Origin of the sequence: Streptomyces sp. SCSIO 30461, from assembly GCF_037023745.1 — a bacterium.
GTDB lineage: Bacteria > Actinomycetota > Actinomycetes > Streptomycetales > Streptomycetaceae > Streptomyces.
Genome location: NZ_CP146101.1, coordinates 6,025,749 through 6,039,877 on the forward strand (window position 1 = coordinate 6,025,749; position 14,129 = coordinate 6,039,877).

The window sequence follows — 14,129 nt, forward strand, 5'->3', positions numbered from 1 at the left end:
CCACCCTATCCACCTCGGTTACGGCGAAGAGCCCCGTCCACCGAGTGGACGGGGCTCCTGCCGTGGCGATCATCGGATCAGCGGGTCGTGCTCATCGGGGATCAGTGGTGGCCGTGGCCGCTGGTGATCTCCTGGTACTCCTCGGCGGTTGCCTTGGGGATCTGGTTCCCCTCGCCGAAGTAGCCCTTGCTCAGCTTCGCGCGGAGCTTCTCGGACCGCGTGATCTTGCGCTCGACACCGTTCTCGTCGACCTTCGGGCCGATCTCGACGGGCTCGTACTGCTCGTGGGCCGTGAGCTTGTAGCGGTCGCCCTGCGACAGCGGCTCGTGGATCTCCACGAACTCACCGTGCGGCAGGCGCTTGATGATGCCGGACTCGCGTCCGTGCAGCACCTTGTCCTTGTCCCGGCGCTGCAGGCCGAGGCAGATCCGCTTGGTGACGATGAAGGCGATGACCGGTCCGGCGACGAAGAAGATCCGGACGAACCAGGTGATCGCGTTGATCGACAGGTGGAAGTGGGTCGCCCAGAGGTCGTTTCCACCACCGACCAGCATGACCATGTACGCCGTGATCCAGGCGACACCGAAGGCGGTGCGGGTCGGCGCGTTGCGCGGCCGGTCCGCGATGTGGTGCTCGCGCTTGTCCCCGGTGACCCAGGCCTCGATGAACGGGTAGACCGCGATCAGACCGAGCACCAGCGGGAACAGGAGCAGCGGGATGAAGACGCCCAGGACCAGCGTGTGGCCCCAGAGGTTGATCTCCCAGCCCGGCATGAAGCGGATCAGACCCTCGGCGAAGCCCATGTACCAGTCGGGCTGGGCGCCGGTGGACACATGGTCGGGGCGGTACGGACCCATGGCCCAGATCGGGTTGATCTGGGCGATCGCGGAGATCACCGCGATCACACCGAAGACCAGGAAGAAGAAACCTCCGGCCTTGGCCATGTAGACCGGCAGCAGCGGCATACCGACGACGTTCTTGTTCGTCCGTCCGGGGCCCGCGAACTGCGTGTGCTTGTGGTAGAAGACCAGGATCAGGTGCGCCACCAGCAGGCCGAGCATGATGCCCGGCAGCAGCAGGATGTGGATCGAGTAGAACCTGGCGACGAAGTCTTCACCGGGGAACTCCCCGCCGAACAGGAACATCGAGATGTACGTGCCGACCACCGGCACGGACAGGATCGCGCCCTGGGTGAAGCGCACACCGGTGCCGGAGAGCAGGTCGTCCGGGAGCGAGTAGCCGGTGAAACCGGTGAACATGCCGAGGACGAACAGCAGGAAGCCGAACAGCCAGTTGATCTCACGCGGCTTGCGGAACGCGCCCGTGAAGAAGACGCGCATCATGTGCACGAACATCGCCGCGAGGAAGATCAGCGCCGCCCAGTGGTGGATCTGCCGGATGAGCAGACCGCCGCGGACCTCGAAGCTGATGTTCAGGGTGGAGGCGTACGCCTCGGACATCAGGATGCCCTGCATCGGCTCGTACGGGCCGTGGTACTCCACCTCGTTCATCGACGGGTGGAAGAACAGCGTCAGATACACACCCGTGAGGATGATGATGATGAAGCTGTAGAGCGCGACCTCACCCAGCATGAAGGACCAGTGGTCCGGGAAGATCTTGCGCATGTTGGCCTTGGCCAGGGAGTAGATCCCGAGCCGGCCGTCCGCCCAGTCGGCGATCCGCTCGCCCTTGGAGGCCTCGCGCCTGTTCTCGTCGTTGGTGCTCATCCGCGCTCCCAGAAGGCAGGGCCGACGGGTACTTCGAAGTCGCCGAGCGCCTCGAGGTAGCCCTCGTCATTCACGCCGATCTGCAGCTGCGGAAGCGGGTGTCCGGCTGGGCCGAAGATGACGCGGGCGCCGTCGGAGAGGTCGAAGGTGGACTGGTGGCACGGGCACAGGACGTGGTGCGTCTGCTGCTCGTACAGGGAGATCGGGCATCCGACGTGGGTGCAGATCTTCGAGTAGGCCACGATGCCGCCGACCGACCAGTCGAGTTCCTTCTTGTCCTTGATCTCCTCCGGCTGGATGCGGATGAGCATCAGGGCCGCCTTGGCGATCTCGGTCTGGAAGCCGTGGTCGTGCTCCTCAAGCCCCTCGGGCTTGGCGAAGCTCAGCGAGCCGACGGCGATGTCCTCGGGACGCAGCGGCTCATTGGTGTTCATGTTGATGAGCAGCTTGCCCTTGGCCCACAGCGTCTTGCGCAGCTTGATCTCGGGCAACGGGCCCAGGTCGCGCAGCAGCATCACGCCGGAGAGGGGCACCATGGCCATGGCGCCGAACATCGTGTTCCGGATCAGCTTGCGCCGGCCGAAGCCGGACTCCTCGGCGCCCGCCTTGAAGTCGGCCATGACCTTGGCTCTGACCTCGGGCTCAGCGGCGACCGCGTGACGCTCGTCGGGGACCTCCACGTCCGACATCAGCGTGCGGGCCCAGTGGACCGCGCCCGCGCCGATGCAGAACAGCGCGATACCGAGGGAGGTGCCGAGCGCGAAGTTCAGCGCACTGATGTGGCCGATGGGCCAGATGTAGACGATCTTGTCGACCGGGAAGATCACGTACGACGCGATGAAGGCGACGGTGGCCAGCATCGAGACGGTGAACAGCAGGGCGACAGTGCGCTCGGACCGCCGGGCGGCCCGCTCGTCGATGTCCTGGATGCGCGGCTTGTGCGCCGGCAGCCCGGGGTCCGCGAACGGATCCTCCCTGGTGGCTACGGCACCGCGCTCGTGGCCCTGCTCTGTGGGCAGGGACTCTTCTGGAATGTCTTGGCTACTCATGACTTCTTGGCCTTAGCGGTGTGGGCCGCGACCCAGATGGCGACTGCGATCAGGGAGCCCAGACCGAAGATCCAGGCGAACAGACCCTCGGTGACGGGGCCGAGGCTGCCCAGGCTCAGGCCGCCCGGGTCCTCCGTCTCACCACTGTTGACGGTCTTGATGTACGCGATGATGTCCTTCTTCTCCTGGTCCGGCATGATGCCGTCACCGAAGGAGGGCATGTTCTGCGGGCCGGTCTGCATGGCCTCGTAGATGTGCTTCTCGCTCACGCCTTCGAGGTTGGGCGCGTACTTGCCGTAGGTCAGCGCGCCGCCCTCGCCGGTGAAGTTGTGGCACTGGGCGCAGTTGTTGCGGAACAGGTCGCCACCACGGGCGATGTCCGCGCCCTGGGGGCTGTACTGACTCTCGGTCGGAATGGCCGGACCTGCGCCGAGTGAGGCGACGTACGCGGCGAGCGCCTTGATCTCGGCGTCGTTGTAGATGGCCTTCTTCCGCGGCACCTGGGCACCCGGCTGCTGCGCGGGCATACGGCCGGTGCCGACCTGGAAGTCCACTGCGGCGGCGCCCACGCCGACCAGGGAGGGGCCATCAGAGGTGCCCTGACCGCCGCCTCCGTGGCAGCTGGCGCAGCCGACTTCGTAGAGCTTCTTCCCCTCCTCGATGTCGAGGGACTGGGCGGTTTCGTCAGCCTGCGCCTTGTCCGTCGGGGCGAACGCGGCGTACAGCCCCCCAGTGGCCGCCAGCGCGAGGAGTAGGACGACGACCGCCGCCAGCGGATGGCGTCGTCGTACGGAGAGCTTTTTCACGGATTACCCCGGTGTCAGGATCTTCTGCGTCGATGCTTCTGGAATGGGTGCGGGTACGGACCCGGCTACTTGATCATGTAGATCGTGGCGAAGAGGCCGATCCAGACGACATCGACGAAGTGCCAGTAGTAGGACACGACGATGGCGGCGGTTGCCTGCTCGTGGGTGAATCTCCGGGCCGCGTACGTCCTGCCGAGTACCAGCAGGAAGGCGATCAGACCGCCCGTCACATGCAGACCGTGGAAGCCGGTGGTGAGGTAGAAGACCGAGCCGTACGGGTCGGACGAGAGCGAGAGGCCCTCGTGCTTGACCAGCTCGGTGTACTCGAACACCTGGCCGCCGATGAAGATCGCACCCATCACGAACGTGATCACGAACCACGTGCGGAGCTTCTTCACGTCACCGCGCTCGGCGGCGAACACGCCGAGCTGGCAGGTGAGGGAGGAGAGCACCAGGATCGTGGTGTTGGTGACCGAGAAGGGGAAGTTGAGGGCCGAAGCCTGCTCTGCCCAGTACTCGGCACCCATCACCGATCGCAGGGTGAAGTACATCGCGAAGAGGGCCGCGAAGAACATCAGCTCGGAACTCAGCCAGATGATGGTTCCGACGCTGGTGAGGTTCGGCCGATTGACCGACGGGTGCGCGTGCCCGGTTTCTACTGTCGTTGCTGTCGCCACGACCGACATTATGTCGGTCGCTTATCCAGCCCTCACTCCGGGGGTGCCGTTCGGTGTGTCAGTACCGCTTGTCCAGCCCGAACGGCCCAGCGAAAGCCTGTCATTCGCGGTGCCGATGGGGTCCGTACGGGGGTAGCATCCGCGCATCGGTGCACGGCCGGACGATCTCCCCGACGAAGCGGAGGAACCATGCAGGCGACCGCAACGGTGTTGGTGTACAGCGACAACGCCATCACGCGCGAACAGGTGCGACTCGCCGCAGGCCGCCGTCCGGCCCCCGATGTTCCCCCGGTCGGGTACATCGAGTGCGCCACGCTGCCCGCCGTGCTGTCCGAGCTGGAGAAGGGCGGCGTCGACATCTGCGTGCTGGACGGCGAGGCCGCCCCCGCGGGCGGCATGGGGGTCTGCCGGCAGATCAAGGACGAGATCTTCCGCTGCCCGCCGGTGCTGGTCCTCATGGGGCGCCCGCAGGACGCCTGGCTGGCCACCTGGAGCCGCGCGGACGCGGCGGTCACTCTTCCGGTGGATCCGGTGGAGTTCAGCGAGTCCCTGGCGGCACTGCTGCGCACCCGGCTCGCCGCCAACCACTGAGGGGTCCCGAGGCCCCCGAGGGACCGGCAGGTGGTGGGGCAAGGCTCACACCAGGGGCGCGAGCCGCGCGGTGACCGCGGGTCCGGCACCGTCCCTGGTGCCGTTCAGGACGGCGCTGCCGACCCGCCACTTGTCCCAGGGCAGGTTCCAGTCCCCGAAGCCGTTGCCGAACGTCTCCATCGTGTGGCCCAGGCTGTTGACGACCTTCACGATGTCCCCTTCGCGCACGGTGTTGAAGAACCACTGGGCGTTGGCACTGGACATCCCGGTGCAGCCGTGGCTGACGTTGGCGTACCCCTGGGAGCCGACCGACCAGGGGGCCGCGTGGACGTACTCCCCGCTCCAGGTCAACCGAGTGGCGTAGTAGACATCCAGATCGTAGGAGTCGGATGTGCCCTCGGGGATGCCGATGCTCGTGCCCCGCATCCGGACGTAGTACTCCTTGCCGAGCACGACCTTGACCCCGTTGCGGGTGGAGAAACCGGGCTTGCCGGTGGTCACCGGAATGGTGTTGATCACTTTTCCGTTGCGCAGCACTGTCATCTGGTGCGTGGCGGCGTCGGTTATCGCCTCTATTCGGTCACCTATGGTCAGCGTCAGCGGCTTGGTGGCGCCGCCGTAGAGCTTCTTGCCGACCTTGACGCCATCGAGGTTGCTCTGCACGACGACCGTGGCGCCGGCGGGCCAGTACTCCTTTGGGCGGTAGTGCAGCTGCTTGTCGTCCACCCAGTGCCAGGCGCCTTCGACTGCGGGCGTGGAACGCACCGTGAGGGCGCGCTCTATGGCGCTCCTCGCCGCCTTGTCCTTCACGGGTGCGCTGAGCTCCACGGTGACGGGCTGGCCGACCCCGTAGGTGCCCGCCTTGGGGCCCAGGGTGACCTTCAGCCGGTTCGTGGCCGCCGCCGTCTCGAACGTCTGGGTACGGAGCCCCGGAGCGCCTGCGGCGTCCTCCGTCGCCACTCTGACGGTGTAGCGCGTGCCGGCCGCCAGCGGGCCCGTGGAGCGCCATCTGCTGCCGTCGGCAGCCAGCACGCCTGCGAGGTAGCGCCCGGCCGTGTCGACGGCGGTGACATCGGTGATCCGGGCGTCACCGCTCTTCGCGGTGACCTCCAGTGGCTTCTCCGGATCCGCCTTGGTGCTGCCGGAGGGCGCGCTGAGGGCGACCTGCCGGGCCGCGTCATAGGGCCGTGCCGCCAGCGGGTGGCTTTCGGAGCCGCTGCACGCGGCGATTCCGGCACCCAGAGACAGGAGCAGCACCGTACATCCGGTGACATTGCGCACAGGCGATATGTCGTTCATGAGCACACGCTATGGACAAAGCCCCGGCGCGGCGCGCCGGATGACTGCAAACGAGGGGCCCGGACCTCACCCGATTGGGCGAGTGTCCGGGCCCCTGCGTGATGCGGAGCAGCTCGGGGAGCTACTGGTTCTGGCTCTCTCCGCGGTAGTACTCGAAGACCCAGCCCCAGACGCCGACCAGGATCAGCGGCGCCGAGAAGTACAGCAGCCACCAGCCGATCGCGACCGCGAGGAAGGCCAGGGCACCGCCGATGGCCAGCGACAGCGGCTGCCAGCTGTGCGGCGAGAAGAAGCCGACCTCACCGGCCTCGTCCGCGACATCGGCCTCCTTGTCGTCCTGAGCCATGGCGTCCACTCGCCTGGCCGTGAAAGCCAGGTAGTAGCCGATCATGATGCTCAGGCCGAAGGCCAGGAAGAGCGCCGTCGTACCGGCCGGCTCCTTCGACCACACGCCATAGAGGATGGCCATGGCGAGGATGAAGACGCTCAGCCAGATGAACATCTTGCCCTGGATCTTCACTTGCCGGCCTCCTTGTCAGCGGCAATGGCACCGAGGCCGGCGTGCTCGAGCTGGTCGAGCGCCGCGATCTCCGGGTGGTGCAGATCGAACGCCGGGGATTCGGAGCGGATCCTCGGCAGGGTGAGGAAGTTGTGCCGCGGCGGCGGGCAGGACGTCGCCCACTCGAGCGAACGGCCGTAGCCCCACGGGTCGTCCACCTCGATCTTCTCGCCGTACTTGGCGGTCTTCCAGACGTTGTAGATGAACGGCAGGATCGACAGGCCGAGCAGGAACGACGCGATGGTCGAGATGGTGTTCAGCAGGGTGAAGCCGTCGGCGGCCAGGTAGTCCGCGTAACGGCGTGGCATGCCCTCGGCGCCCAGCCAGTGCTGGACCAGGAACGTGCCGTGGAAGCCGATGAACAGGGTCCAGAAGGTGATCTTGCCGAGGCGCTCGTCGAGCATCTTGCCGGTGAACTTCGGCCACCAGAAGTGGAATCCGGCGAACATCGCGAACACCACGGTGCCGAAGACGACGTAGTGGAAGTGCGCGACGACGAAGTACGAGTCGGAGACGTGGAAGTCCATCGGGGGCGAGGCCAGGATGACACCGGTCAGACCACCGAAGGTGAAGGTGATCAGGAAGCCGATCGTCCAGAGCATGGGTGTCTCGAAGGACAGCGAGCCCTTCCACATGGTGCCGATCCAGTTGAAGAACTTCACACCGGTCGGTACCGCGATCAGGAAGGTCATGAAGGAGAAGAACGGCAGCAGCACACCGCCGGTGACGTACATGTGGTGGGCCCACACCGTCACGGACAGACCGGCGATCGCGATCGTGGCGGCCACCAGGCCGATGTAGCCGAACATCGGCTTGCGGCTGAAGACCGGGATGATCTCCGAGACGATACCGAAGAACGGCAGGGCGATGATGTACACCTCAGGGTGTCCGAAGAACCAGAAGAGGTGCTGCCAGAGCAGGGCGCCGCCGTTGGCCGCGTCGAAGATGTGGGCACCGAACTTGCGGTCCGCCTCCAGGGCGAACAGCGCGGCGGCCAGCACCGGGAAGGCGAGCAGGACCAGCACACCGGTCAGCAGCACGTTCCAGACGAAGATCGGCATACGGAACATCGTCATTCCGGGTGCGCGCATGCAGATGATCGTGGTGATGAAGTTGACCGAGCCGAGGATCGTGCCGAAGCCGGAGAAGGCCAGGCCCATGATCCACATGTCGGCGCCGACACCCGGCGAGCGGACCGCGTCCGACAGAGGGGAATAGGCGAACCAGCCGAAGTCGGCCGCACCCTGCGGGGTGAGGAAGCCGGCCACCGCGATGAGCGAGCCGAAGAGGTACAGCCAGTAGGCGAACATGTTCAGCCGCGGGAACGCCACGTCGGGCGCGCCGATCTGAAGCGGCATGATCCAGTTCGCGAAGCCGGCGAACAGCGGCGTCGCGAACATCAGCAGCATGATCGTGCCGTGCATCGTGAACGCCTGGTTGAACTGCTCGTTCGACATGATCTGCGTGCCCGGGCGGGCGAGCTCGGCGCGCATGAAGAGCGCCATCACACCGCCGATGCAGAAGAAGACGAACGACGTGACCAGGTACAGCGTGCCGATGGTCTTGTGGTCGGTGGTGGTAAGCCACTTCACCACCACGTTGCCGGGCTGCCGGCGCCGGACCGGGAGCTCGTTCTCGTACGCGTCACCGTGCGAGTCGGCCCCGGCGACACCCTGGGGTTCGTTGGAGATGCTCACAGTTGGTTCTTCTCCGCATTCAGGGCCGGGGTCGACTGCTCAATGCCCGACGGGACGAAGCCATTCTGCCCCTTGTCGGCCAGCTCCTTGAGGTACTCCTGGTACCGCTCCGGGGAGACGACCTTCACGTTGAAGAGCATCCGGGAGTGGTCCACACCGCAGAGCTCGGCACACTTGCCCATGAAGGTGCCCTCCTGGGTGGGGGTCACCTCGAACACGTTGGTGTGACCGGGAATGACGTCCTGCTTGAACAGGAAGGGAACCACCCAGAAGGAGTGGATCACGTCACGCGAGGTCAGGATGAAGCGGACCTTCTCGCCCTTGGGCAACACGAGCGTGGGGCCCGGGTTGCCGGTCTGCGGGTTCCGGTCGCCGGGGATACCGGCCTCGTAGACACCCTCGGCTCCCTTGGGGAAGTCGTTGGTGTACTTGTCCGGAATCGCGTTCAGTTCCTTCTGGGCGGCCGCGTCGCCGGTGGCCGGGTTCCCGTCCACGTCCTCCAGGTAGTTGAAGCCCCAGCTCCACTGGTAGCCGACCACGTTGATGGTGTGGGCCGGCTTGTCGGAGAGAGCGAGGAGCTTCGACTCATCGCGCGCGGTGAAGTAGAAGAGCACCGAGACGATGATGAGGGGGACCACGGTGTACAGCGCCTCGATGGGCATGTTGTACCGGGTCTGCGGCGGCACCTCGATCTTGGTGCGGCTGCGTCGGTGGAAGAAGACGCTCCACAGGATCAGACCCCACACCAGCACGCCCACGGCGAGCGCTGCCGCCCACGAGCCCTGCCAGAGGGAGAGGATCCGCGGAGCTTCCTCCGTGACCGGTGTGGGCATGCCGAGGCGAGGGAAGTCTTCCCAGTTGTACGAGCAACCGGTGGCTGTCGCCAGGATCAGGCCCGCAGTCAGCACCTGCGGCAGCTTCCGCCGCAACGGGCGCCGCGGCGTGGGGGTACCGCCCGCGCCCCCCGGGGCGTGGGGGAGGTCGGAGCCGTTGGGACTCACGTAGCGCCTTCCCGAGAGTCTCGCCCGCGCGGCCGGCTGCGGCCGTCTCGCTGGTCGGTCGCCGGCCCTGACGCGGGCAGGGGTTTGATGTTTATGCGGACCAAACCCTACTGGACGCTATTTGGGGTCGCGCGGGGAGGGTGCCCAACGCGCCGTCCGACGACCCGAAGGGGTGGACTGAGGCCTTCCGCGGCCCCTCCCCCGCCCCCGTATCAACGGCGCCGCAGAGCCTTCTGACGCTCTCTTCGGGAGGGAGCGTTAGCGTGGCCGCGTGCCCTATTTCGACAGCGCATCGTCCGCTCCCCTGCACCCCGTGGCCCGGCAGGCCCTCCAGGCCGCACTCGACGAGGGCTGGGCCGACCCCGCCCGTCTCTACCGCGAAGGCCGGCGTGCACGACTGCTGCTCGACGCCGCGAGGGAGGCGGCGGCAGACGCCGTGGGATGCCGCCCGGACGAACTGGTTTTCACCAGTTCGGGTACTCGTGCCATCCATACGGGACTTGCCGGGGCGATGGCGGGACGCCGGCGCACCGGGCGGCATCTGGCGGTGTCGGCGGTGGAGCACTCGTCCGTGCTGCACGCCGCCAAGGGCTTCGACGCCACCGAGGTACCGGTGGGCCGCTCCGGTGCGGTGTCGCCCGGAGACTTCGGCGCGGCGCTGCGCCCGGACACCGCGGTGGCCGCCCTCCAGTCGGCCAACCACGAGGTGGGCACGGTGCAACCGGTCGCCGAGGTCGCCGGAATGTGCCGGGAGGCGGGGGTACCGCTGCTCGTCGACGCGGCGCAGTCGCTGGCCTGGGGCCGGGTCGAAGGGGACTGGTCCCTGCTGACCGGGAGCGCGCACAAATGGGGCGGACCGGCAGGGGTAGGGCTGCTCGTGGTGCGCAAGGGCGTCCGTTTCGCCTCGCAGGACCCGGCGGACGAGAGGGAGTCAGGACGAGCCCCCGGCTTCGAGAACATCCCGGCCATCGTGGCCGCCGCGGCGTCACTGCGCGCCGTACGGGACGAGGCCGCGGCCGAGTCGGCGCGGCTGCGCGCCCTGGTGGACCGGATCCGGGCCAGGGTCCCGGAGCTGGTCCCGGACGCCGAGGTGGTCGGCGATCCGGTCCGGCGGCTGCCGCATCTGGTCACCTTCTCCTGTCTCTACGCCGACGGGGAGGCCGTGCTGCACGAGTTGGACCGGGCGGGCTTCTCCGTGTCGTCCGGTTCGTCGTGCACGAGTTCGACGCTCACCCCGAGCCATGTGCTGCGGGCGATGGGAGTGCTGACCGAGGGCAATGTGCGGGTGTCGCTGCCGCTCGGCACGGCTGAGGCGGATGTGGACCGCTTCCTGGATGTGCTGCCGGGGGTCGTCGCCGGGGTACGCGGACGCCTCGGCGCCCCCGTGTCTCCCGGGTCGGCTGCGGATGCCCGTGCCGACGCGGATGCGGGCACCGACACCGGGACGCTGCTCGTGGACGCGCTCGGCAAGCGCTGCCCGATCCCCGTGATCGAACTGGCCAAGGTCATCGGGGACGTCCCGGTGGGCGGCACCGTCACCGTGCTCTCCGACGACGAGGCGGCACGCCTGGACATCCCGGCCTGGTGCGAGATGAGGGAGCAGGAGTACGCGGGCGAGCGCCCGGTGGAGGGCGGCACCGCTTATGTGGTGCGCCGGGCGCGCTGACTTCATCAGAACGCCCGGCTCACTCGTATCAGGACAGGGGCCGGCCCGGTACCGCTACGACAGGAAGGCCTGGACCTCGGAGCCCGCGTCGTGACCGTAGGCCTTGGTGAAGCGCTCCATGAAGTGGGCACGGCGCAGGGTGTACTCCTGGGTGCCCAGGGTCTCGATGACGAGGGTGGCGAGCATGCACCCGACCTGGGCGGCGCGCTCCAGGTCGACGCCCCAGGACAGACCGGAGAGGAACCCGGCACGGAAGGCGTCGCCCACACCGGTCGGGTCGACCTTGGACTCCTCCTCCGGGCAGCCGACCTCGATGACCGGCTCGCCGGCCCGCTCGATACGCACACCGCGCGAGCCGAGGGTGGTGACCCGGTGTCCGACACGGGACAGGATCTCCTCGTCCGTCCAACCGGTCTTGGACTCGATGAGCCCCTTCTCGTACTCGTTGGAGAACAGGTAGGTCGCCCCGTCCAGCAGTATCCGGATCTCGTCACCGCTCATCCGGGCGATCTGCTGGGAGAAGTCCGACGCGAACGGGATTGCGCGGGAGCGGCACTCCTCGGTGTGCCGCAGCATGGCCTCCGGGTCGTCGGCGCCGATCAGCACCAGGTCCAGGCCGCCGACGCGGTCGGCGACCGACTTGAGCTCGATCTGGCGGGCCTCGCTCATCGCGCCGGTGTAGAAGGAGCCGATCTGGTTGTGGTCGGCGTCGGTGGTGCAGACGAAGCGTGCGGTGTGCAGGACCTCGGAGATCCGCACCGACTCGGTGTCCACGCCGTGCCGGTCCAGCCATGCGCGGTACTCGTCGAAGTCGGATCCGGCGGCACCGACCAGGATCGGGCGGGTGCCGAGCTGCCCCATCCCGAAGCAGATGTTGGCGCCGACCCCTCCCCTGCGCACATCGAGGTTGTCGACCAGGAAGGAGAGGGAGACCGTGTGCAGCTGGTCCGCTACCAGCTGGTCGGCGAAGCGACCGGGAAAGGTCATGAGGTGGTCGGTGGCGATGGAGCCGGTGACTGCGATTCGCACGGCGAGGCGCTCCTGGAGGGGAGACGGGCGTTGACAGTTAACGCTACCCGTTTTCGGGCACCGCCCTGCAGTACGAAAACTACCCGATAGTAGGTCTTTTTTCCGTCAACCCGACGTGCTTAACGTGCCCGCATGCCCAAAACCTTCGCCTCGCACCACGCACAGGACACCGAGATCAGCCTCGCCGAGCTCCGTGGCCGAAGCGCCCGGATGGCCCCGCACTGGATCGTCGCACCCTCCTCGACCTCCGCCCCGGTGCCGCACTCGCGCATCAGCGGAGTGGTCGTGTCCACCGCTTCGGCACGGCTGGTCAGCTCCATGCCCGCGTTCGCGGACTAGGTCCCGCCGTCGAGGTCTGCCGCTGAACAAATGTTCCCGCGTCCTGGCACGGCGCGTACGGGAACCGCACGCCCCCTCGTACCGTCACAGGGGTGTCCCCTGAGACGGACACGTGTGACGGGTACTGAAGGAGCGATGCGGTGAACAGCAAGGAGCGGCCCACCAAGACCACCGACGCCGACGGATCGGCCCGGCGGCGTTCCCAGCTGGTCGTCACCTCGGTGGCAGCGGCGGCAGTGCTGCTCGTGGGCGGTGGCGGTGCCTACTGGGCGACCACTGCGGCCGACGGCTCGGGCGGCTCGGCCGCCACCCCGGCGTCCGACGGCGAGCCACCGCCGTTGTCGCTGGACGGGCCGTCCGAGGCCGGCCCGGGGCCGGGGATCGCCCCGGGCGAGCCCGACCCGAACGGCGCCCGGTACCGGGCGAGTGGCGAACTGCCGGACGGCCCCGAGCGCGCGCCCGTGTACCGCGCGCAGGGCGACGTGGCCGCCGCCGATGTCACCCGGCTGGCCGCGGCCCTCGGAGTGGAGGGCACCCCGAGGTCGGTTGGCGACGTATGGCGGATCGCCGCGGAGAAGGACTCCAGCGGGCCGGTCCTGCAGGTCCGCAGGCAGGCTCCCGGCACCTGGACGTTCGCCCGGTACGGAGCCGCCCCCAAGGGCGACAACTGCCTCAAGGGCAAGCCCTGCCCGAACGGCGGGACCCCGGGGACGAGCGGGGACGCCGGCAAGGCGGCGGTGAGCGAGGAGGCCGCCAAGAAGGCGGCCGCCCCCGTACTCACCGCTGTGGGCCAGAGCGGCGCGCGGCTTGACGCCTCCCAGACCATGGGCGCGACGCGGGTGGTGAACGCGGATCCGGTGATCGGAGGGTTGCCGACGTACGGCTGGCTGACCGGGATCCAGGTCGGGGCCGACGGCCAGGTGGTCGGTGGCAGCGGGCAGCTGGCCAAACCCGTGAAGGGGGCCGACTACCCGGTGCTCAGCGCGGACAAGACCCTGGAGCGGATGAACCAGGCTTCCCGGAGCGGCGGCCCGGGGAAGATCGGGGGCTGCGCGACGCCGGTACCGGCCGCGAATCCGGACGCTGCCCCTGACCAGCGGATCGCGCCGTGCGAGCCCCATCCCGGCTCCGGCTCCGGCTCCGGCTCCGATGCCGGCTCGGCGGAGCCGGTGATGATCAGCAAGGCGGTCTTCGGGCTCGCGGTGCACTCCGTGGACGGCAGGCCCGCGCTCGTACCGTCGTGGCTGTTCGAGGTGGACCCTGACGGCGACGCCGAGTCGTTCACGATCACGCACCCGGCGGTGGACCCGAAGTATCTGAGGCAGCCCGGATCGAGCGCTTCGCCGTCCAAGCCCACCGATCCCTCCCCGCAGCCGGAGACCCACACGCGCAAGGTCGAGTCGTACGCCGTCTCGGACGACGGCCGCACCCTCACACTGCGGTTCTGGGGCGGGGTGTGCAGCGAATACAGCGGAAAGGCCGAGGAGAGCGCCTCGGAAGTGAAGGTGCACATCACCGAGACCCGCAAGGATCCGGGGAAGGTCTGCATCCTGATCGCCAAGGAGCTGACCACCGAGGTCACGCTGGACAAGCCGCTGGGCGACCGGAAGGTCGTGGAACCCACGGGTCAGGCGGTGCCCTTGAGGTAGGCCCCCGACGCGCGAAAGGGCGGCGGTCCCGGGATTCCCG

At 67.9% G+C, this 14,129-nt stretch carries 13 protein-coding genes; 4 read left to right on the forward strand and 9 right to left on the reverse strand.

Annotated elements, in window-relative coordinates; all coding sequences use genetic code 11:
- Positions 1-101: 101 nt before the first annotated feature.
- The 4 genes from V1460_RS27025 to V1460_RS27040 form a co-directional block, all read right to left on the reverse strand.
- The gene (locus tag V1460_RS27025) at positions 102-1,727 is read right to left on the reverse strand and encodes a cytochrome bc complex cytochrome b subunit (RefSeq protein ID WP_338676222.1); all 1,626 of its coding nucleotides are present in this window, start codon (positions 1,725-1,727) and stop codon (positions 102-104) included.
- The gene (locus tag V1460_RS27030; protein ID WP_338676223.1) at positions 1,724-2,776 is read right to left on the reverse strand and encodes a Rieske 2Fe-2S domain-containing protein; all 1,053 of its coding nucleotides are present in this window, start codon (positions 2,774-2,776) and stop codon (positions 1,724-1,726) included. Before V1460_RS27030 ends, V1460_RS27025 begins: the two co-directional genes overlap by 4 nt.
- Positions 2,773-3,582 (reverse strand): c-type cytochrome, encoded by an 810-nt coding sequence (locus tag V1460_RS27035; protein WP_338676224.1) that lies wholly within the window; start codon positions 3,580-3,582, stop codon positions 2,773-2,775. The genes V1460_RS27030 and V1460_RS27035 overlap by 4 nt, the downstream gene beginning before the upstream one ends.
- 65 nt (positions 3,583-3,647) lie before the next feature.
- Positions 3,648-4,268 (reverse strand): heme-copper oxidase subunit III, encoded by a 621-nt coding sequence (locus V1460_RS27040; protein ID WP_338676225.1) that lies wholly within the window; start codon positions 4,266-4,268, stop codon positions 3,648-3,650.
- A gap of 180 nt (positions 4,269-4,448) precedes the next feature.
- On the opposite strand from V1460_RS27040, the gene V1460_RS27045 reads away from it, so the two are divergent.
- Positions 4,449-4,850, forward strand: a complete 402-nt coding sequence (locus V1460_RS27045; protein ID WP_338676226.1) for a hypothetical protein — start codon at positions 4,449-4,451, stop codon at positions 4,848-4,850.
- A gap of 45 nt (positions 4,851-4,895) precedes the next feature.
- Here V1460_RS27045 and V1460_RS27050 read toward each other — a convergent pair whose 3' ends face one another.
- The 4 genes from V1460_RS27050 to coxB form a co-directional block, all read right to left on the reverse strand.
- On the reverse strand, positions 4,896-6,149 hold the full coding sequence (locus V1460_RS27050; RefSeq protein ID WP_338676227.1) for an Ig-like domain-containing protein: 1,254 nt from the start codon (positions 6,147-6,149) through the stop codon (positions 4,896-4,898).
- 121 nt (positions 6,150-6,270) lie between these two features.
- On the reverse strand, positions 6,271-6,669 hold the full coding sequence (locus V1460_RS27055; protein ID WP_338676228.1) for a cytochrome c oxidase subunit 4: 399 nt from the start codon (positions 6,667-6,669) through the stop codon (positions 6,271-6,273).
- On the reverse strand, positions 6,666-8,405 hold the full coding sequence (gene ctaD / locus V1460_RS27060; RefSeq protein ID WP_338676229.1) for a cytochrome c oxidase subunit I: 1,740 nt from the start codon (positions 8,403-8,405) through the stop codon (positions 6,666-6,668). The genes V1460_RS27055 and ctaD overlap by 4 nt, the downstream gene beginning before the upstream one ends.
- Positions 8,402-9,406: a cytochrome c oxidase subunit II gene (gene coxB, locus V1460_RS27065; RefSeq protein ID WP_407077533.1), complete on the reverse strand. Its 1,005-nt coding sequence runs from the start codon at positions 9,404-9,406 to the stop codon at positions 8,402-8,404. The genes ctaD and coxB overlap by 4 nt, the downstream gene beginning before the upstream one ends.
- 271 nt (positions 9,407-9,677) lie before the next feature.
- Between coxB and V1460_RS27070 the strand changes: the two genes are divergently transcribed.
- Positions 9,678-11,072 (forward strand): aminotransferase class V-fold PLP-dependent enzyme, encoded by a 1,395-nt coding sequence (locus V1460_RS27070; protein WP_338676230.1) that lies wholly within the window; start codon positions 9,678-9,680, stop codon positions 11,070-11,072.
- A gap of 54 nt (positions 11,073-11,126) precedes the next feature.
- On the opposite strand, the gene V1460_RS27075 is transcribed toward V1460_RS27070, so the two are convergent.
- Positions 11,127-12,101 carry a carbohydrate kinase family protein gene (locus V1460_RS27075; protein ID WP_338676231.1) on the reverse strand — a complete coding sequence of 325 codons (975 nt, stop codon included), beginning with the start codon at positions 12,099-12,101 and terminating at the stop codon, positions 11,127-11,129.
- A 132-nt stretch (positions 12,102-12,233) separates the two neighbouring features.
- Here V1460_RS27075 and V1460_RS27080 point away from each other — a divergent pair, with 132 nt between their 5' ends.
- Both V1460_RS27080 and V1460_RS27085 read left to right on the forward strand, forming a co-directional pair.
- Complete coding sequence (locus V1460_RS27080) at positions 12,234-12,440, forward strand: hypothetical protein (RefSeq protein WP_338676232.1); 207 nt, start codon at positions 12,234-12,236, stop codon at positions 12,438-12,440.
- 140 nt (positions 12,441-12,580) lie between these two features.
- Entirely contained in the window at positions 12,581-14,089 is a 1,509-nt protein-coding gene (locus tag V1460_RS27085; RefSeq protein ID WP_338676233.1) for a hypothetical protein, read from the forward strand.
- Positions 14,090-14,129: the final 40 nt, after the last annotated feature.